This is a genomic window from Martinezella sp. CNPSo 3795 (assembly GCF_057784475.1).
Genome location: NZ_JBXSOQ010000002.1, coordinates 871231 through 889022, shown reverse-complemented (window position 1 = coordinate 889022; position 17792 = coordinate 871231). Strand labels below are relative to the sequence as shown.

Here is a 17792-nt window from a genome sequence, read left to right as displayed (position 1 = left end):
GAGGAGGTTGCTAATGAAAATCATGATCGTCGAAGACGAGCCCTTGGTGGCACTGGAATTGGAGCGCATCGCTATCGAAGCTGGCCACGAAGTCGTGGGCTCCTTCATGACCGCGGAACAGGCCCTGGCCTACGCGTCAAAGGCAGAGGTGGCTTTCGTGGATCTCGGCTTGGCCGATGGCCATAGCGGAGCGGGGCTTGCTCGCCGATTGACGGATCGGTTCAGGATAAAAGTGATCTTTGTGACCGGCAGCCCGGAGCGGGTTGGTTATGGCCTTGAAGGCGCGGTTGGAATAATCGACAAGCCATTCACCGACAAAGCAATCATCGATGCCTTGGAAAAGGCGCGGCGCCTATAAGGTTAAATAGGCTGGGCCTCTGAGGGGATCGGGTTGCCTGAAGGGCAGTAGAAGCTCGTCCCTCAGATTTGCGAAATAGCTCACGACAGGCTCCAGACAATTCCCCATGGTCCGATCGAGTTGTCTGTCATGCCGTTCGACGAAAAAAATGCTGGTCCCTCGATCGGACTTTTCAAAATAACAGGCGTGTTCGACAAATTGGCTGCCAAATGAAGATTTGTAGACCCGAGTTTCCAGCGCACTCGGATTGGCGAGGCGTCTGGATCGTAGGTCGCCAAGCAACTATGCGCTTCGACGAGGAGCGGCACGACCACTTGATGTCTGAGCTCTAGCAACTGCCGGTAATAGCGTCCCGTTGCCGGGTTCTGATCCATTTTATCCCAGCGCAATTTTGCGCGGAGGAAGGTGGCTTCGGCCGTCGGGTCGCATGCATCCTCCGCTTCGAAGCCGGGCAGGCGCTTCAGTTCCTCCTTGCGGCCAAGCCTTATCTTGGCGTTGAGCTCCTCATCGAAATCGCAAAAGAAGGGAAAGGGATCGGTAGCGCCCCATTCCTCACCCATGAACAGCATGGGGATCTGGGGCGAGAGAAGATAGATGGCTGCGATAGCCTTTATCGCCTCGATGGGGTGGGAGGAAATCATACGATCGCCGCGCGCCCGATTGCCGATCTGGTCATGGTTTTGGATGAAGGAGATAAAGGCCGATGGCGGCAAGCCAACGCTTGGCGATCCCCTTGGCCGCCCTCGATATTCCATGTGCTCCCCCTGAAACGCGAAGCCCTCGGCAAGCGCGCGGCTCAGGCGCGGTGTCCAATCGGCATAATCTTCGTAGTAGCCGAAGGTCTCGCCTGTGGCCGCCACGTGGAGAGCGTGGTGGATGTCATCATTCCACTGTGCCGTAAAGTGGCGCGGCTTGCCGTCGTCATCGCGCGCGAGGAGAGCCGCTTCATTATCCTCGTTTTCGACGATCAGGTGGACATGGCGTTCAGGGAAGGCGCTTCTGACACGACCGGCAAGTTCGAGAAGGATATGCGGGTCGCTATCGTCCTTCATCGCGTGAACGGCATCGAGCCGCAAACCATCCATCCGAAACTCGCTCAGCCAATAGATTGCGTTTTCTATGACGAAATCGCGGACGAAACGGCTGCCGTCGCCATCGTAGTTCAGGCCCTTGCCCCAGACGCTTTCGTGCCGGTCGCCGAAGATCGGCGCGTAGCGGGGCAGATAGTTTCCGTCCGGCCCGAAATGATTATAGACCACATCGAGAAAGACGCAGATGCCGCGCTCGTGGGCTGCATCGACGAGCATTTTGAGATGCTCGGGGCGGCCGTAGCTGCCATCCGGTGCATAGGGCAAAACACCGTCGTAACCCCACCCATACCGACCACGAAAATCCGAAAGCGGCATGATTTGAATGGCCGTTATGCCGAGGCGCTGCAAATGGTCGAGCTTTTCGATGGCCGCCAGAAATGTGCCAGCTTCCGTGAAGGCGCCGACATGCAGTTCGTAGATGACGATCTCCTCCCAGCGGCGTCCCTTCCATCCCTGCGTTTTCCATGTGAACGTTGGATCGATCAGCTCGCTCGGGCCGTGAACGTCTTCGGGCTGAAAGCGCGAGGCAGGATCCGGCACGGCAAACCCATCGGCCAGCACGAACTTATAGCGATCGCCGATCCGCGCGTCGTTGACTTCGACGACATGCCAGCCGTCCTGGCTCCGCCGCATGGCCCATTCTCCGCGCTGCTCGATGCGGACGAGCGCGCTCTCCGCCAAGGGCGCCCACAAGCGGAACAAGACCGCATTCTCATTGATTTGTGGTCCAAATGCGAAGCCGTGCTGCATGACACCCTATCCGTCAATGACGCTGAAATTTTCCTGCATCCAACGCATCTTGACGGGAACGGTTCCTGGGGTGGGAACAGATCTCTTTCAGTTCCGTTCTTAAGAGCCCCCGACGCAGCGAGGAAGCCATGACCGTCTTAACCTCTACCTATCGCCTGCAGTTTCGCGGAGATGTCACCTTTGACAGGGCAACGGAGCTGGTTCCCTATCTGAAGGATCTCGGCATTAGCCACGTCTATGCCTCGCCGATCTTTGCGGCCAAGAAGGGATCGACGCATGGCTATGATGTCACGGATGCAAACGAGGTCGACCCGGTGCTTGGCGGTCGCGCCGGGTTCGATGCTTTCTGTGCGGTCTTGCAGCAGGCTGGCATTGGCTTGATCCTCGACATCGTGCCCAACCATATGGCCGCTTCCGCGGAAAACGCGTGGTGGCGGGACGTGTTGCAGCGTGGATCGGGCAGTGCCTATGCCGGCCATTTCGATATCGACTGGCGACGCAAGCTCACCTTGCCGCTTCTGGGACGCCCATTCGAGGAAAGCCTGGCCGCGGCGGACTTTCGTCTTCGCTACGAGCCCGCGGATGGTTGCATCTATCTGGCCTATTTCGACAATCTGCTGCCGCTCTCGATCGCAAGTGCCGAGTGGGTGGCAGCGGACATAGGAACGGATGCGGAGCGGTTGCTCGCAGTTTCGAGGGATGCGGCCGCCATGAGAAAACTTCTCGCGGAACAGCATTGGCAATTGCTTTATTGGAAAGATGCCGCCGAAAACCTCAGCTACAGGCGCTTCTTCGAGGTGGCAGGCCTGGTCGGGATGCGGGTGGAGGACCCACGGGTCTTCGACGACACGCATCGGCTGATCATCGAATTGGTTCGTTCCGGACAGGTCCAAGGATTACGCGTCGACCATATCGACGGACTGGCCGATCCGAAGAGCTATCTCGAGCATTTGCGGCAAGCCGTCGGCCCGGACACGTTCATCGTAGTCGAGAAAATCCTTGCCCGTGGCGAGACGCTTCCGGCGGATTGGCCGGTGTCGGGAACCACCGGCTACGAATTCATCGCCGCCATGGCCGATCTCTTCGTGAACGAGGAGGGGTTGCGCAAGCTGGACGAAGCCTACAGGTCCGTCAGCGAGGAGGATGCCGACTTTGCCGCAGGTTTGCGCAAGGCGAAGCTGCTCATGGTCGAGCGCAATTTCGCCGGTGAGACGAGGCGTCTGACGAGGCTGGCATGCTCGATTTTTGCGGATTTCGACGAGGAGGAAATAGCGTCGGCGCTTCGCGAGCTGCTGGTCGCCTTCCCGGTTTACCGTACCTATGGCTATCAGGGAGTTGCATCGTCCGATGATGTGACGGTCATCGACAGTGCCTGCGAGAAGGCACGAACCCGACTGCCGACCGTTGATGTCCTCGATGCGCTCGGCCGTCTTCTGAAAGGAGAGATTGCTGCAGCTGAAGCTCTGGAGTTTCGAGCCAGATTCCAGCAGCTCAGCGGTCCGATCATGGCAAAGGCAGTCGAGGACACCCTGTTTTATCGGTATAACCGCCTCATCGCATTGAACGAGGTCGGAGGCGAGCCACACGCGCCACCGGGCTCGGTGGCGGCCTTTCATCAATTCATGAACGACCGGTTTCAGCGGCAACGCTGCGGCCTTTCCACGACCTCGACGCATGATACCAAGCGGGGAGAAGACACTCGCGCCCGCCTATACGGCCTTACGCAGGATCCTGATGCCTGGATTGCAGGCGTCGAGCGATGGCGCAACATGAATTCTCCTTTTCGCTCCAGCCTTGCCGATGGACCCGCGCCCGAGCCCAATATCGAATGGATGCTTTACCAGGCGCTTGCCGGCATCTGGCCGCAGGACATCGAAGGAGCCGATCGGAACGCACTGAAGGAACGGTTTTGCGCCTATGTGTTGAAGGCGATCCGAGAAGCCAAGCTCCGGACGGATTGGATGGATGAAAACCCTTCCTATGAGCATGCGGTCGAGGCCTATGCCGCCGCCTTGTTTTCGGAGGATAATCGGGAGTTCATCCGTGATTTCGACCGGACGCTGCGTCCTTTCATGGAGCTTGGTTTCCGCAACAGCCTGTCGCAGTTGCTGATCAAGCTCACGGCTCCCGGTGTTCCCGACATCTATCAGGGTGGCGAGCGTCCCGATTTCAGCCTTGTCGATCCGGACAACCGACGACCGGTCGACCATCCGTGGACTGACACGGAAGCGGCCGGTCCCCTCGCGATGGATCCCGCTTTCTTGAAACGGCATGTCATCCGCACGGTGCTGCGCTATCGCAATCAGCACCCCTTTCTTTTCCTCGAGGGCGAATATGTGCCTTTGGAAACCAGTGGCGCACGAGCGTCCAATCTCGTGGCTTTCGCTCGCGTTCACGAGCGGGAAACAGCGGTTACGATCGTGCCGCGTCTGGTCGATATGCCTTCATCGGATTTCTGGAAAGACACCGCTGTGATGATGCCGCGAGAGCTCAAGGCGCCGCTATACGATCTCTTGACGGATAAGCCTTCATCAGCTGGCGATCTTCTGGCGGCGCAGCTGTTTACCGATCATTCCCTATCCTTTCTCGTGGGGAACCGGTGACGATCCTGGCGCCGATGCATGCGTAGCCCGACCTCAAGGCCGGAACAAAGCGCTTCACAGGGTGTTTCTGCTGCGCAGCAACGATCACGAGGATTTCATGACGGAAGGCGGCAAGAGGCATGCGATCGAGCCTGGAGATTATACGCGCCTGGGAGCGAATTATGACGGAGAGGGTGTCAATTTCGCACTTTTCAGCGCCTATGCGGAAAAGGTGGAGCTCTGCCTTTTCGACGAAAGCGGAAAGCAGGAGGTCGAGCGGATCGCTCTGCCGGAATATACCCATGAAATCTGGCATGGCTATGTGCCTGGACTGAAGCCGGGTGCCTTGTATGGCTACCGCGTGCACGGCCCGTTCGATCCCGAAAAGGGGCATCGTTTCAATCCGAACAAATTGCTCGTCGATCCCTATGCCCGCGAGCTTGTGGGCAACATCGAATGGTCGCAAGCCCAGTTCGCCTATGTTCTGGATGACGAGCAAAAGGATCTTTCCTTCGACGAGAGCGATAGCGCCGGACAGATGCCCAAATGCCGTGTGGTCGACCTCAAGAATGAAGCACCGGACAAAAGGCCGTCGGTCGCGTGGCCTGAGACCATTTTCTATGAGGCGCACGTCAAGGGAATGACGATGCTGAATCCGGCAATTCCGGAGCCGTTGCGTGGCACCTTTGACGGTCTGGGGCACGGGGCGGTCATCGATTACATCAAGAGCCTCGGCGTCACCTCCATCGAACTCCTTCCCATCCATTTCTTTCCCGACGACAGTCACTTGCTCGACAAGGGCTTGCGCAACTATTGGGGCTACAACAGCCTTGCCTTCTTCGCGCCGGCAACTCGTTATTACGGGCCGAAGGGCCTTTCAGGCTTTCGCGACATGGTGCGTGCCTTCCACGATGCCGGTATCGAGGTCATCCTCGACGTTGTCTATAATCATACCGCGGAGGGCAATGAACTCGGTCCGACCCTTTCCTTCAAGGGTATCGACAATTTCTCCTATTACCGCACCCTGCCGGACCAGCCCCGCTACTACATCAACGACACCGGCACCGGTAACACGATCAACACGTCGCATCCGCGCGTGCTGCAAATGGTGACGGATTCGCTGCACTATTGGGTCGAAGAAATGCATGTCGATGGCTTTCGTTTCGATCTCGGCACCATTCTTGGCCGCGAACCTCAGGGTTTCGATCAGCGCAGCGGCTTCTTCGACGCGGTCGGCCAGGATCCGGTGCTCGCCAAAGTCAAACTTGTCGGCGAGCCGTGGGACATTGGCCCCGGCGGTTATCAGGTGGGGGGATTCCCGCCGGGCTGGGCGGAGTGGAATGACAAATATCGCGACACGGTCCGGGATTACTGGAAGGGCACACCTGGCATGACAAGGGATTTTGCCGCCCGCATCCTAGGGTCGGGCGATGTTTATGACCTTCGCGGCCGCCGCCCATGGGCCAGTGTCAATTTCATCGCCGCCCACGATGGCTTCACGCTTAATGATCTCGTCTCCTATAACGAGAAGCATAATGAGGCCAATGGCGAAGACAACAATGACGGCCACAACGACAACCGCAGCTACAATCACGGCGCTGAAGGTCCGACGGATGATGAAGCCATCAATACCGTTCGAGAGCGCCAGAAACGCAATTTTCTCGCGACCCTCTTTCTGTCGCATGGTACGCCGATGCTGCTGGCGGGTGATGAGGCCGGCCGCAGCCAGATGGGCAACAACAATGGCTACTGTCAGGACAACGAACTCAGCTGGCTGCATTGGGACGATCGATATGGCAGCGCCGAGGCGCTTTATACCTTCGTCAAACGGCTGATCGCCTTGCGTCAGGCACATTCCATCCTCAGACGAGAAAATTGGCGCGACGGTCTGATTGTCACCTGGCTCAATCCGACCGGCGGAGAGCAGACGGACGAGCAATGGGACGATGAAGCGAACACGGCGATCGGCCTGCGCCTGTCGCGTGAGCAACCCTTCGAAGAGGGCTGGGATGATATTCTAGTCCTTTTCAACCCTCGTGATGGAGATGTCGACTTTACCTTGCCGGATGACAAACGCTGGGCGCTGGAACTATCGACATCCGATCCTGATGGGCAGGATCGGGGCGGGGTCGACAAGAAATTCTTGAAACTTGAAGCCCGCAGTCTCTCGCTTTTGAGGCCCGCCTGAAACAAGCGTGAGTGAAATGAAAATGCACGTCGCGGGTCTTTAAGAGCGTGGAAGCTCGGACAAGCGACGGAAATCTCGATCCCGTCCAGTCGAAGGTACCGTCGATATTAGGTTATTCCGGCGGTATGCGGCTTTAGTTATCTCACTGCCCCGGCCGCCGATGAAACGAATATTGGCACTTGGTTGTCGTTTTGTAGCTCACATGATTTCTTGTGCTACGCCGCGAACGGGTTGCCCATCCCATTAGCCCTCGCGCCATGTAAAACTGCCATTCACCGGAATTTTGGTCTGGAATCCAGGCCGGTCGGCTCCGTTTTGTTTCTTGCAAACGTAAATATCTGTTGCTGTTTGGAAACTTTTCCTGGTCTCCGAACTTTGATGGGAGGCCGTGAGATAATGCATGGGTGTTCCTCCTGGAAGGGATCGACCCTTGTCGTACCGTTTCCAAATTCCACGAGTGCTCGGCCGAGCCGGAGGAGCTAATGCCGTTAACATATCACGTTGGTATCCATGACGAGGGTTTTGCCTATCGCGTCGGTGATGTTTGGTCGGAGACGTTTCCCGATCACGGGAGTGCGCTTGCCGCCGCCAAATCTGCGGCGGCCCGCCAACAGCAGGGCGGCGAAGATACCGAAATCAGCTACCAGCTGTCCGATGGACGCTGGCGGACCGAACAGGTCAGCCGCGGGGAAGGCCCAATCACGAATGTAAGCGATGACGAGGACAATCCCGTGAAGGAATTAACCGGATCATGCCGTTGCGGGCAAGTGCGTCTAACGGTGCGCGGAAAACCGCTACGTATCGGCATTTGTCATTGCACGGATTGCCGGCAGGAAAGCGGATCCGCCTTCACTTATTTCGGCCTATGGCCCGCAAGTGAATTTCACTATGAAGGCGCGACGAGCGAGTTCGCTGGACGCGAGTTTTGCCCGCGTTGCGGTTCGCGCGTGTTTGCCGTTGGCGATAACGAGGTCGAGATCAAGCTTGGGGTCCTGAGCGCGGCACCCACGCATCTCAGGCCCACCTATGAGGTTTGGACCAAACGGCGGGAACCCTGGCTTTTATCGATCGAAGGCGCGGAGCAGTACGAGGAGGATAGACGATGAGGCGCGCATGATGGCGGGCTAGCCGCCGTCAAAAACAGGAAAAGCGGACCAAATGGCACGCGTGACTGGAATGCTTCTCCGCTTACTCGGCCTTCCCACGCAATTAAGGTCTGATCGACAAAGTTATTGGTGAAAGCCGTGAGCAGGACTGATGGAGATATCGGCCCGTCGATGCTGACATTCTTCGCATGCAATAAATAATCACGATAGGGCGTTACGAGGATGACGCGCCCCGTTCCTGATGAACCTACAAGGCCAGCAAGGATTCAAATCCTTCCAGCCGATAATCTTCTCCGCCCGGCAGGAGCTGAGCCTGAGCCTCCCCGGCCTGTCGAGGGTTGGCAAGGGAGAACGACCGAGCTCATCAAGCCTTGATTATCGAAGACTGGGGAAGGAAAGTTTCGGTTCGGGTCTTAATGGAGCTTGAACTCGCCTTCGACGCGACGCCATTCGTTTGGACCGATCAGGCGCCGATGGCTGTAGCGGACGGAATGCAGCGGCCCGTCGAGATTGGTTTGCCAGAAATCGAGGAACCTATGCATTTCGGGAAAATCGGGCGCCAGGTCGTAATCCTGCCAGACGTAGGTCTGCAGGACGGATTCGAAATCGGGAATGTGATAGAGGATATGCGCGGTGGTCAGCCCATAGCCGTTTAGTTGACCTTCCAGTTCCGACGAAAATCGCATGCTTCATCTCCGTTTCGTGACAGTCGGATGGTGGCGCAAATTTTTGCGGCCATCAATGGGTTTTCAACGCAGAGTGCTATTTTCTTGTTCCATTCCAGCATGTTAGCAGCCGCCTGAGGTGAGTGCTAATTTTTTTGTCCATCCCTCTTGAAATCGAAAAATCCCAAAACCAGATCATTTCGCGCAAAAGGCTCGAACGAGGTTTTGCACCCGCCCGGACTGGTCATCCGGTCCGGTGAGGGGATCAACGTCATCTTTTTTGCTCAACGGAGGAAAACATGTCGTTCCGACCGCTTCATGATCGCATTCTTGTCCGCCGCGTCGATTCCGAGGAAAAGACCAAGGGCGGCATCATCATTCCCGACACCGCCAAGGAAAAGCCGCAGGAAGGCGAGGTTATCGCCGTCGGGCCGGGCGCGCGCAACGACGCAGGCCAGATTCAGGCCCTCGACGTCAAGGCTGGTGATCGCATCTTGTTCGGAAAATGGTCCGGCACTGAGATCAAGATCAACGGCGAAGACCTGCTCATCATGAAGGAAAGCGATGTCATGGGCATTATTGAAGCCCAGGCCGAGCGGAAACAGGCTGCCTGAGCCTCCACGCCACGAACCATCAGTCTGATAGCTGCCTATTGAGGAGTTAAAGAAATGGCTGCGAAAGAAGTCAAGTTTCACACCGATGCCCGTGAACGCATGCTGCGAGGGGTCGATGTGCTCGCCAATGCCGTGAAGGTCACGCTCGGCCCGAAGGGGCGCAATGTCGTCATCGACAAGTCCTTCGGCGCTCCGCGCATCACCAAGGACGGTGTTACCGTCGCCAAGGAAATCGAACTGGAGGACAAGTTCGAGAACATGGGCGCCCAGATGCTGCGCGAAGTCGCCTCCAAGACCAACGATCTTGCCGGCGATGGCACCACGACAGCGACGGTTCTCGCTCAAGCGATTGTCAAGGAAGGCGCCAAGGCGGTCGCGTCCGGCATGAACCCGATGGATCTGAAGCGCGGCATAGACCTCGGCGTCGACGCTGTCGTGGCGGAACTGAAGACCAACGCCCGCAAGATCTCGAATAATGCCGAGATCGCCCAGGTCGGCACCATTTCGGCTAACGGCGATGCCGAGATCGGCCGTTATCTTGCCGAAGCCATGCAGAAGGTCGGCAACGAAGGCGTCATCACGGTTGAAGAAGCCAAGACCGCCGAGACCGAACTCGAAGTCGTCGAAGGCATGCAGTTCGACCGCGGCTATCTCAGCCCGTATTTCGTCACCAATGCCGACAAGATGCGGGTGGAGTTCGAGGATCCCTATATCCTCATCCACGAAAAGAAACTTTCGAACCTGCAGTCGCTACTTCCAATCCTGGAAGCCGTCGTTCAGACCGGCAAGCCGCTCCTCATCATCGCTGAAGACGTCGAAGGCGAAGCTCTTGCGACCCTCGTCGTCAACAAGCTGCGCGGTGGCCTGAAGATCGCTGCCGTCAAGGCTCCGGGCTTCGGCGATCGCCGCAAGGCCATGCTGGAAGACATCGCCATCCTGACGGGCGGCACTGTCATCTCCGAAGATCTCGGCATCAAGCTCGAGAACGTCACCCTCGACATGCTCGGCCGGGCGAAGAAGGTGGCGATCGAGAAGGAGAATACGACCATTATCGATGGCGTCGGCTCGAAATCGGACATCGAAGGCCGCGTTGCCCAGATCAAGGCCCAGATCGAAGAAACCACCTCCGACTACGACCGCGAAAAGCTGCAGGAACGCCTTGCCAAGCTCGCTGGCGGCGTTGCCGTTATCCGCGTTGGCGGCTCGACGGAAGTCGAAGTGAAAGAAAAGAAGGACCGTGTCGATGATGCGCTGCATGCGACCCGAGCCGCGGTCGAGGAAGGCATCCTGCCGGGCGGCGGCGTTGCTCTGCTGAGAGCCGTCAAGGCGCTTGACAGTCTCAAGACGGAAAACGACGACCAGCGCGTCGGCGTCGATATTGTTCGCCGGGCAATCGAGGCTCCGGTTCGCCAAATAGCAGAGAATGCCGGCGCGGAAGGTTCGATCATCGTCGGCAAGCTGCGCGAGAAGACCGACTTCTCCTATGGCTGGAATGCCCAGACGAATGAATATGGCGATCTCTATGCTCAAGGCGTCATCGATCCGGCCAAGGTCGTGCGCACTGCACTTCAGGATGCAGCTTCGGTCGCGGGCTTGCTGGTGACGACGGAAGCCATGATTGCCGAAAAGCCGAAGAAGGAGGCACCTCCCGCATTGCCCGCTGGAACAGGAATGGACTTCTAACGGGCAAGCCCGCTCCACCCTTTAGTGGAGCGGGCTCCGCAATGGAGATCACGAATGGTTCAGACGATCATCAAGAGATCAGATGCGCCGCTCGATTCGCGCGACCTGGACCTTTGCCAGCGCGTTTTTGATGAGATCCGGACAGCGGCGAATATTCCGCGCAAATCGGAAGAGGGCGAGCGGATCGCTGCTATAGTAATAGAACTATACCGCCAGGGAGTAAGGAATCCGCAGCAGCTGAAAATACTGGTGCAGGGTGCACGCGGCACCTTCCCGGAGGTGGCAGAAGGATGAACAGCCATCTTTCTCTTTCGCGGGAAGATCTGCGGATCTGCATGGACGTCGTCAAATCGATAGCGCGTGGTAAAGGGCTCTCACGTGATCCTACTGCCGTTGCGCAGATCATGGCGACGGTCGCAAGATATTATAGCAGAGCCCTGCACGAACCGTCAGCCTTGCGTGCGGCGGCACTCTCCGAGCTCGAAGGCAATTCATTTGCTGAAGGGGCGCCATGAAGGGTAACCGACCAAGCTGAAGCTTCTTAACGTGGCCAGAACTCAGCGATCAGACATCGATGGAGCCAGATATGAGAAAGGAAACCGACAATATCACAATAAGCGACCCATCCACCGCTGCGGTCACCTCGGCGCATTTGTTGTATCCTGGCCGACATTTTGCCCATCCGCGCGATGTTCTGTCGGCAGAGCATATCGCCAAGGATCACAAGCGCGCCATTCTTGCGTCCTGGGCCTCGGATATATTTGCAATCGAATCGATGCCCGGCTTTCGGCGCTTTCCAGGCGCGGACCATGTCGTCTCCTATGATGACATCATCGCCGCTTTAAAGTCCTTGGATAACGGCCAAGACATGATCTCGTTGCAGCCTGCGGAGGCCGATAAACTTCGTCGTCAGAGATTGCGGCTGCGCCGTTTCACCGGCCGTTTTGTTTCTAGCAGCCTTAGAAAGGGAGGTCGCCGCCGCCAGATATCAGAAGCCTAGACGTCGCCTTGTAAACGCGTGCCTTTTTAGGACGCTACCCCGATTTTTGCCGTCCATTCTTTGCTCTTATGAGGAGGTTTTGCCGATGAAGATCGCCCAGATTGCGCCGCTTGCCGAAAGCGTTCCACCGAAGCTCTATGGGGGAACCGAGCGCATCGTTTCCTATCTTACCGAAGAACTTGTCGCTCAGGGTCACGACGTCACGCTGTTTGCTAGCGGTGACTCCGTTACCGATGCAACCTTGGTGGCGTGCTCGGACGTCGCGCTCAGGCTCAATTCGGCCGTCAAGGACCACCTTCCGCATCAAGTCGTCCTGCTGGAGGAGATCCGCCGGCGGGCGCATGAATTCGATGTCCTACATTTCCATATTGATCTCCTGCATTTCCCGCTGATCCGGGATTTTGCGGATCGTACAGTCACGACGCTACATGGACGTCTCGACCTGCCGGATCTCAAGCCTTTCTACAAGGCTTTTCCTGATATCCCGCTTGTATCGATCTCCAATGATCAGCGTCGCCCGATGCCACCGGTCAACTGGTCCGGAACTGTGTATCACGGTCTTCCGACCAATCTTCTTTCCTTCACGGCAAAGCCCAAAGGCAACTATCTTGCCTTCCTGGGACGAATCTCCCCCGAGAAACGTCCGGATCGCGCGATCCGCATCGCAACCAAGGTTGGTATGCCGCTGAAGATCGCCGCCAAGATCGACAATACGGACAAGGCCTATTGGGACACGGTGATCGCGCCGATGGTCAAGAGCCATCCGAACGTCGAGTTCATCGGCGAAATCAACGAGCACCAGAAGGCCGATTTCCTTGGTAATGCCGGCGCGTTGCTTTTCCCGATCGACTGGCCCGAACCGTTCGGGCTGGTGATGATCGAGGCAATGGCATGCGGCACCCCGGTAGTCGCGTTCGGATGCGGTTCGGTTCCGGAAGTGATTGATAACGGTGTTTCAGGCATCGTCGTCGATAGTGTTACGGAGGCGGCCGAGAATGTCGAATGGGCGCTGCGCATGGATCGCCACAAGGTACGAGCGACTTTCGAACGGCGTTTCAGCGCGGAACGGATGGCGCGAGACTATCTCGCTATCTATCGTAACCTGCCCGGCGTTCGCACGAAGGCGGCGTCACTGCGCCGAGCCAATGGCCAGGATCTGGATCTCCAGGTCGTGGCGTAGGAGACATGGCAGCATGTCGACCGCTTCTGTGGACAGCAAGCCATCCGTCGCGTCGGCAGAGCCGGCCGCCCCGGTGGCGCAATTCTTCATCCCGGCAACCGCATCCCTGCAGGAGCGGCGACCGCGCACCTTGAAGCACGGCGATACCTTCGCCGTCTTCGACCACAATGGCGATGCGCTTTCCGGGCCTGGTAGCCCGGAGGGCCTTTTCCATCGTGATACGCGTTATCTTTCGCATTTCTATCTGACGTTCAACGGCAAGCGGCCAATGCTGTTGTCGTCGACGCTGCGTGAGGATAACGCGACGCTCACCTGCGATCTCACCAACCCCGATCTTTTCGACGAAAAAGGTAAGCTCACGCTCGGCCATGATCTCATTCATCTTCGCAGATCCCGCTTCTTGTGGAATGGCGGTTGCCACGAGCGGCTGGCCATCCGGAATTATGACGATCGGCGGCAGCATGTTCGTCTCGAAATCGTATTTGCGGCCGATTTCGCCGACCTGTTCGAGGTTCGCGGCACTGTGAGAGTACGCAAAGGCCGCCATCTTACCCCCGTGGTGGAGCAGGATTCGATCTTGCTCTCCTATATCGGGCTTGATGAGCGAAAGCGGTCGACCCGCATTTGCTTTGATCCAAGGCCGGATCAAATTTGCAGCGATCAGGTTATTTATGATCTCCATCTTGAGCCGCATGAGGCGCGATCGTTTTTCATCGAGATAGGTTGCGATCGGGTCGCTGGCCGGCGACCGAGCCACCGTTCCTTTTTCCTTGCTCTAAGGGATGCGCGCCGAGCCTTGCGTTCGTCTTCCTCACGCGCGGCATCGATCGTTACGTCCAACGAGATCTTCAACGAGGTGGTTCGCCGCAGCGTCTCCGACCTCTACTTGCTGATGACCGACAAGCCGGAAGGACCTTATCCCTATGCCGGCATTCCCTGGTTCAGCACCGTCTTCGGCCGCGACGCCCTGATCACCGCGCTGGAAACGCTCTGGCTCGATCCGCAGATCGCCCGCGGGGTGCTCGGCCACCTGGCGGCCAACCAGGCGGCGGAGATCGACCCTATCGCGGACGCGGAACCAGGCAAGATTTTGCACGAGGTCCGCTATGGAGAGATGGCCGAACTCGGTGAAGTGCCTTTCCGCCGCTATTATGGCAGTATCGACTCCACGCTCCTCTTCGTGCTGCTGGCTGGCGAATACCTCAAACGTACGGCAGATTTTGCCACGATCCAGTCGCTGCTCCCTGCCATCGAGGCGGCTCTTGCCTGGATCGACGAACATGGCGATCGAGACGGCGACGGTTTCGTCGAATATGGACGACGGACGGAAGAGGGCCTAATCAATCAGGCTTGGAAAGACAGCCACGATTCCATCTTTCACATCGACGGCACGCTTGCGAAGGGACCGATCGCGATTGCCGAGGTGCAGGCCTATCTCTACGGCGCCTGGCAGGGGGCCGCCGAGATCTTTCGCAGGCTCGGCAAGGCGGAACGAGCCGCGAAATTCCTGGCGAGGGCGGAGGCCTTGCGCCGGGCTTTCGACACGAGCTTTTTCGACGAGGAACTCGGCACTTATGTACTTGCTTTGGACGGAAATAAGCGCCCTTGCAGGGTTCGATCGTCCAATGCCGGATATGCCCTCTTCACCGGCATAGCCTATCCCGAAAGGGCACGCGTCGTTGCCCGAACGCTGATGGGTGCTTCGTCCTTCTGCGGCTGGGGTATCCGCACCATCGCCTCGACCGAGGCGCGTTACAATCCCATGAGCTATCATAACGGCTCGATCTGGCCGCATGACAATGCCCTGATTGCCGCCGGCCTTGCCCGCTACGGCTATCGCGCTGAAGCAGCGCGCATTTTCGAAGGCCTGTTTACGGCCTCGACCTATATCGACCTGCGCCGGCTTCCTGAACTCTTCTGCGGGCTGCCGCGCCAGCAGGCGCAGGGACCGACCTTCTATCCAGTCGCCTGTTCTCCGCAGGCATGGGCGGCTGCCGCGCCGCTCTTCCTGCTGCAATCGTGCCTAGGCCTTGATTTTGATCCGAACGCGCAGCACGTCAGCTTCAACGAGCCGCAGCTGCCTCCTTTCCTTGATGAGGTGTCGCTGCGACGCCTGCAGATCGGCAATGGGTCGGCCGACGTCACCATCCGCCGATCCGGTCGCCAGGTCGTGGTCGACGTCATTGATCGTCGAGGCGATATCAGGGTGCTGACAACGGCATAGGCCGGCGGCGAAGAAGGCAGTGTCGTCGCCTTGCCTATTCTCTCTATCGGAGCCAGTACGTCAACCATGGCGGTAACTCTGCCGCTCGGCATCTGCCGTATTACCCGAATCTGGTCACGCGAAAATCAATTTTTTTGTCGGGGAGTTGCGCTACTCTTGAAACTGTAAGCCACGGAATTATATTAATATTGTTCGATTGCCCAATGGGAATCGAACGAAGTCCAGGAGACGTCATGCTCTTGGCGTCTCCTTGTATCCATGTTGCTTATAAGGAGGATATGGCTATGAGGACAAACCTCGATTTCTCACCCCTGTTCCGGTCGAGCATCGGTTTCGATCGAATGTTGAATGCGCTCGAAGCGGCAAGTCGCGTCGACACGATCGACAACTGGCCCCCGTACGACATCGTCAAGTCCGGCGAGGATAGCTATCGCATCGCCATGGCAGTGGCGGGCTTCTCGCAGGACGAATTGACGATCACCCAGGAGCAGAACATGCTCGTCGTCTCGGGCCAGAAGGCAAATGCTGAAGATGTGCAGTATCTGCATCGCGGCATCGCCGGCCGCTCGTTCCAGCGCCGGTTCGAGCTTGCCGATCACGTCAAGGTGGTAGGTGCCGGTCTCGTCAATGGTCTGCTGACGATCGATCTAAAGCGCGAAATCCCCGAAGAAATGAAGCCGCGCCAGATCGCCATTACGACCGATATGGCTCTATCAAAGCCTGAGACGAAGCAAATAGAGGCCGAAAAGCAGGCGGCTTAAGCTTCCACACAAGCGCAATTCGCACAAAGGCGCCGAGCATGGCTCGGCGCCTCCAGGCGAACTTTGCCAAGTGAGCAAACGGAAAGGAGAAAAACATGAGTGTTCGCGATTTGATTCCCTGGAATCGCAACAATGGCAATCAGATTCCGACTGTCCTGCGCGACGACGACCGTGATCCCTTCCTGTCGCTTCATCGCGAGGTAAACCGTCTATTTGATAATGTCTTCCGCGGCTTCGGCACCGGCCTGTCATCCTTCGGAAAAGGCTCCGTCTTCAGTGCCGGCTGGCCGAACGTCGAGATCTCCGACACTGCCAAGGAGATCAAGGTGACCGCCGAAGTGCCCGGGCTTGAGGAGAACGACATCGAGGTCCTGCTCAACGATGGTGTGCTGACGCTGAAGGGCGAAAAGCGTTCCGAGAACGAGGACAAGGATCGCCAGTTCTCCGAGCGCTATTACGGCCGCTTCGAGCGCCGCATCCCGCTTGGCGTCGAGGTCAACGAAGAGCAGGTCGATGCCCGCTTCAAGAATGGCGTGCTGACCGTAACCTTGCCGAAGAGTGAGAAGGCGCAGTCGCAAGTCAAACGCATCGCCATCAAGAGCTGATCGATTCAATCCAGCCGGCGGCTGCCCCGGCGGCCGCCAATCAGGTCCTAATGGATCGAAGCACCACCACCTACCGAATTCTCGCCGAGCATTTTAACCGATGTCGCGCGTGCTCGTGAGACGTGGCTTTTGATCTTCCGATCTCGCACCCGGAAAATCTCGTCGCACCGTCATATGACAAACCGCCGACAATCATAAGAAGTGTGAGTGATCCGTCCGTAGAAGGAAATCAAACAGGTGACCGACCGGCTCGAAAGCGAGGTCAAGTAAGGAGGATTCCCAATGCACCACGCTTTAGCCGAAATGCGTTACGGTGCGCTCGTCCTGAGTTCGTCGACGGTACATCGGAGTTTAAGTTGACCAGAATTCCCTACATCGAGCTTATCCCATGGAACGATATAGCCAGTCGGCCGCTGTTCGAATCCGAAGAGCCGTAGCATGACGTTGCCGATCGTCGTTGCCGATAGTCTTTCCAGCAAGCCAAGAGCTCCGAGGTGATATTCGACAACGAAGAAATCTTCGTCCGCAGCTTCCGCTTTGATCTCTTCCAAGCGTGCGATCGGCTGACCATTTAAGTCGTGAACCTTCATTCCAAGCAGGAGCTCCAGATGTATCTCCGTCATGACAACCCTCCCGGAATGCGCCTGAGAATATGTTGCCTCAACCATTCCTGCGTCTGTTCTAGTGGTGTTTCGCTGTTGTCGATATCAACTTCAATGTCGATGCCCACATCAGTGACCTTCGACCAAGGAATCCGATAGGGGCATTGATCGCGCTCTGCCCGCGCCCGTTGGGAAAAGGCAAGCAGCCAGCGATATAGGCGCTGGCTCAGCCTTCGCAGCAATGTCAAATGGCCCATTTCGACAAAGCTGATCTTGAGCCGGTCGTCGTTTTCGGTCGTAAGCACGATACCGTCGACCTTTCCGATACGAGCCTGTCTGCGATCGACCACCTGCTTATCCAGAACGTCGCGCACAAGATACAT

Annotated in this window: 17 protein-coding genes; 13 read left to right on the top strand and 4 right to left on the bottom strand. The window is 57.5% G+C overall.

The window, feature by feature from the left end:
- Nucleotides 1-13: 13 nt before the first annotated feature.
- Nucleotides 14-358 carry a response regulator gene (locus tag AC13QY_RS09035; RefSeq protein WP_113353009.1) on the top strand — a complete coding sequence of 115 codons (345 nt, stop codon included), beginning with the start codon at nt 14-16 and terminating at the stop codon, nt 356-358.
- 80 nt (nt 359-438) lie between these two features.
- Here the strand turns inward: AC13QY_RS09035 and treZ are convergent, their stop codons facing one another.
- The gene (treZ, locus tag AC13QY_RS09030; RefSeq protein ID WP_488493314.1) at nt 439-2199 is read right to left on the bottom strand and encodes a malto-oligosyltrehalose trehalohydrolase; all 1761 of its coding nucleotides are present in this window, start codon (nt 2197-2199) and stop codon (nt 439-441) included.
- A gap of 128 nt (nt 2200-2327) precedes the next feature.
- On the opposite strand from treZ, the gene treY reads away from it, so the two are divergent.
- The 3 genes from treY (at nt 2328) to AC13QY_RS09015 (ending at nt 8075) form a co-directional block, all read left to right on the top strand.
- A complete protein-coding gene (gene treY / locus AC13QY_RS09025) occupies nt 2328-4802 on the top strand; it encodes a malto-oligosyltrehalose synthase (protein WP_488493313.1) in 2475 nt (824 codons plus the stop codon).
- A gap of 97 nt (nt 4803-4899) precedes the next feature.
- Complete coding sequence (glgX, locus tag AC13QY_RS09020; protein ID WP_488493312.1) at nt 4900-6969, top strand: glycogen debranching protein GlgX; 2070 nt, start codon at nt 4900-4902, stop codon at nt 6967-6969.
- A 731-nt stretch (nt 6970-7700) separates the two neighbouring features.
- The gene (locus AC13QY_RS09015) at nt 7701-8075 is read left to right on the top strand and encodes a GFA family protein (protein WP_488493398.1); all 375 of its coding nucleotides are present in this window, start codon (nt 7701-7703) and stop codon (nt 8073-8075) included.
- A gap of 413 nt (nt 8076-8488) precedes the next feature.
- Here AC13QY_RS09015 and AC13QY_RS09010 read toward each other — a convergent pair whose 3' ends face one another.
- Nucleotides 8489-8761, bottom strand: coding sequence for an usg protein (locus AC13QY_RS09010; RefSeq protein ID WP_069614226.1), 273 nt, complete (start codon nt 8759-8761; stop codon nt 8489-8491).
- 278 nt (nt 8762-9039) lie between these two features.
- Here AC13QY_RS09010 and groES point away from each other — a divergent pair, with 278 nt between their 5' ends.
- The 9 genes from groES (at nt 9040) to AC13QY_RS08965 (ending at nt 16807) form a co-directional block, all read left to right on the top strand.
- On the top strand, nt 9040-9354 hold the full coding sequence (gene groES / locus AC13QY_RS09005) for a co-chaperone GroES (RefSeq protein ID WP_113353012.1): 315 nt from the start codon (nt 9040-9042) through the stop codon (nt 9352-9354).
- Nucleotides 9355-9408: 54 nt separating this feature from the next.
- Entirely contained in the window at nt 9409-11037 is a 1629-nt protein-coding gene (gene groL / locus AC13QY_RS09000) for a chaperonin GroEL (protein WP_488493311.1), read from the top strand.
- Nucleotides 11038-11091: 54 nt separating this feature from the next.
- Nucleotides 11092-11331, top strand: a complete 240-nt coding sequence (locus AC13QY_RS08995) for a hypothetical protein (RefSeq protein ID WP_488493310.1) — start codon at nt 11092-11094, stop codon at nt 11329-11331.
- Nucleotides 11328-11552, top strand: coding sequence for a hypothetical protein (locus AC13QY_RS08990; RefSeq protein ID WP_488493309.1), 225 nt, complete (start codon nt 11328-11330; stop codon nt 11550-11552). The genes AC13QY_RS08995 and AC13QY_RS08990 overlap by 4 nt, the downstream gene beginning before the upstream one ends.
- 71 nt (nt 11553-11623) lie before the next feature.
- Nucleotides 11624-12037, top strand: a complete 414-nt coding sequence (locus AC13QY_RS08985; RefSeq protein ID WP_488493308.1) for a hypothetical protein — start codon at nt 11624-11626, stop codon at nt 12035-12037.
- Nucleotides 12038-12122: 85 nt separating this feature from the next.
- Nucleotides 12123-13217 (top strand): glycosyltransferase family 4 protein, encoded by a 1095-nt coding sequence (locus tag AC13QY_RS08980; RefSeq protein WP_488493307.1) that lies wholly within the window; start codon nt 12123-12125, stop codon nt 13215-13217.
- A 13-nt stretch (nt 13218-13230) separates the two neighbouring features.
- Nucleotides 13231-15441: an amylo-alpha-1,6-glucosidase gene (locus AC13QY_RS08975; protein ID WP_488493306.1), complete on the top strand. Its 2211-nt coding sequence runs from the start codon at nt 13231-13233 to the stop codon at nt 15439-15441.
- Nucleotides 15442-15725: 284 nt separating this feature from the next.
- Nucleotides 15726-16202 carry an Hsp20 family protein gene (locus AC13QY_RS08970; protein WP_113353018.1) on the top strand — a complete coding sequence of 159 codons (477 nt, stop codon included), beginning with the start codon at nt 15726-15728 and terminating at the stop codon, nt 16200-16202.
- A 95-nt stretch (nt 16203-16297) separates the two neighbouring features.
- Entirely contained in the window at nt 16298-16807 is a 510-nt protein-coding gene (locus tag AC13QY_RS08965) for an Hsp20/alpha crystallin family protein (RefSeq protein ID WP_488493305.1), read from the top strand.
- Nucleotides 16808-17115: 308 nt separating this feature from the next.
- On the opposite strand, the gene AC13QY_RS08960 is transcribed toward AC13QY_RS08965, so the two are convergent.
- The gene (locus AC13QY_RS08960; protein ID WP_488493304.1) at nt 17116-17430 is read right to left on the bottom strand and encodes a PRC-barrel domain containing protein; all 315 of its coding nucleotides are present in this window, start codon (nt 17428-17430) and stop codon (nt 17116-17118) included.
- Nucleotides 17427-17792: a hypothetical protein gene (locus AC13QY_RS08955; RefSeq protein WP_488493303.1), complete on the bottom strand. Its 366-nt coding sequence runs from the start codon at nt 17790-17792 to the stop codon at nt 17427-17429. The genes AC13QY_RS08960 and AC13QY_RS08955 overlap by 4 nt, the downstream gene beginning before the upstream one ends.

Coding starts and splice junctions, on each gene's coding strand:
- AC13QY_RS09035 (WP_113353009.1), top strand. CDS start 14: ATGAAAATCATGATCGTCGAAGACGAGCCCTTGGTGGCACTGGAATTG.
- treZ (WP_488493314.1), bottom strand. CDS start 2,199: ATGCAGCACGGCTTCGCATTTGGACCACAAATCAATGAGAATGCGGTC.
- treY (WP_488493313.1), top strand. CDS start 2,328: ATGACCGTCTTAACCTCTACCTATCGCCTGCAGTTTCGCGGAGATGTC.
- glgX (WP_488493312.1), top strand. CDS start 4,900: ATGACGGAAGGCGGCAAGAGGCATGCGATCGAGCCTGGAGATTATACG.
- AC13QY_RS09010 (WP_069614226.1), bottom strand. CDS start 8,761: ATGCGATTTTCGTCGGAACTGGAAGGTCAACTAAACGGCTATGGGCTG.
- groES (WP_113353012.1), top strand. CDS start 9,040: ATGTCGTTCCGACCGCTTCATGATCGCATTCTTGTCCGCCGCGTCGAT.
- groL (WP_488493311.1), top strand. CDS start 9,409: ATGGCTGCGAAAGAAGTCAAGTTTCACACCGATGCCCGTGAACGCATG.
- AC13QY_RS08995 (WP_488493310.1), top strand. CDS start 11,092: ATGGTTCAGACGATCATCAAGAGATCAGATGCGCCGCTCGATTCGCGC.
- AC13QY_RS08990 (WP_488493309.1), top strand. CDS start 11,328: ATGAACAGCCATCTTTCTCTTTCGCGGGAAGATCTGCGGATCTGCATG.
- AC13QY_RS08985 (WP_488493308.1), top strand. CDS start 11,624: ATGAGAAAGGAAACCGACAATATCACAATAAGCGACCCATCCACCGCT.
- AC13QY_RS08980 (WP_488493307.1), top strand. CDS start 12,123: ATGAAGATCGCCCAGATTGCGCCGCTTGCCGAAAGCGTTCCACCGAAG.
- AC13QY_RS08975 (WP_488493306.1), top strand. CDS start 13,231: ATGTCGACCGCTTCTGTGGACAGCAAGCCATCCGTCGCGTCGGCAGAG.
- AC13QY_RS08970 (WP_113353018.1), top strand. CDS start 15,726: ATGAGGACAAACCTCGATTTCTCACCCCTGTTCCGGTCGAGCATCGGT.
- AC13QY_RS08965 (WP_488493305.1), top strand. CDS start 16,298: ATGAGTGTTCGCGATTTGATTCCCTGGAATCGCAACAATGGCAATCAG.
- AC13QY_RS08960 (WP_488493304.1), bottom strand. CDS start 17,430: ATGACGGAGATACATCTGGAGCTCCTGCTTGGAATGAAGGTTCACGAC.
- AC13QY_RS08955 (WP_488493303.1), bottom strand. CDS start 17,792: ATGTATCTTGTGCGCGACGTTCTGGATAAGCAGGTGGTCGATCGCAGA.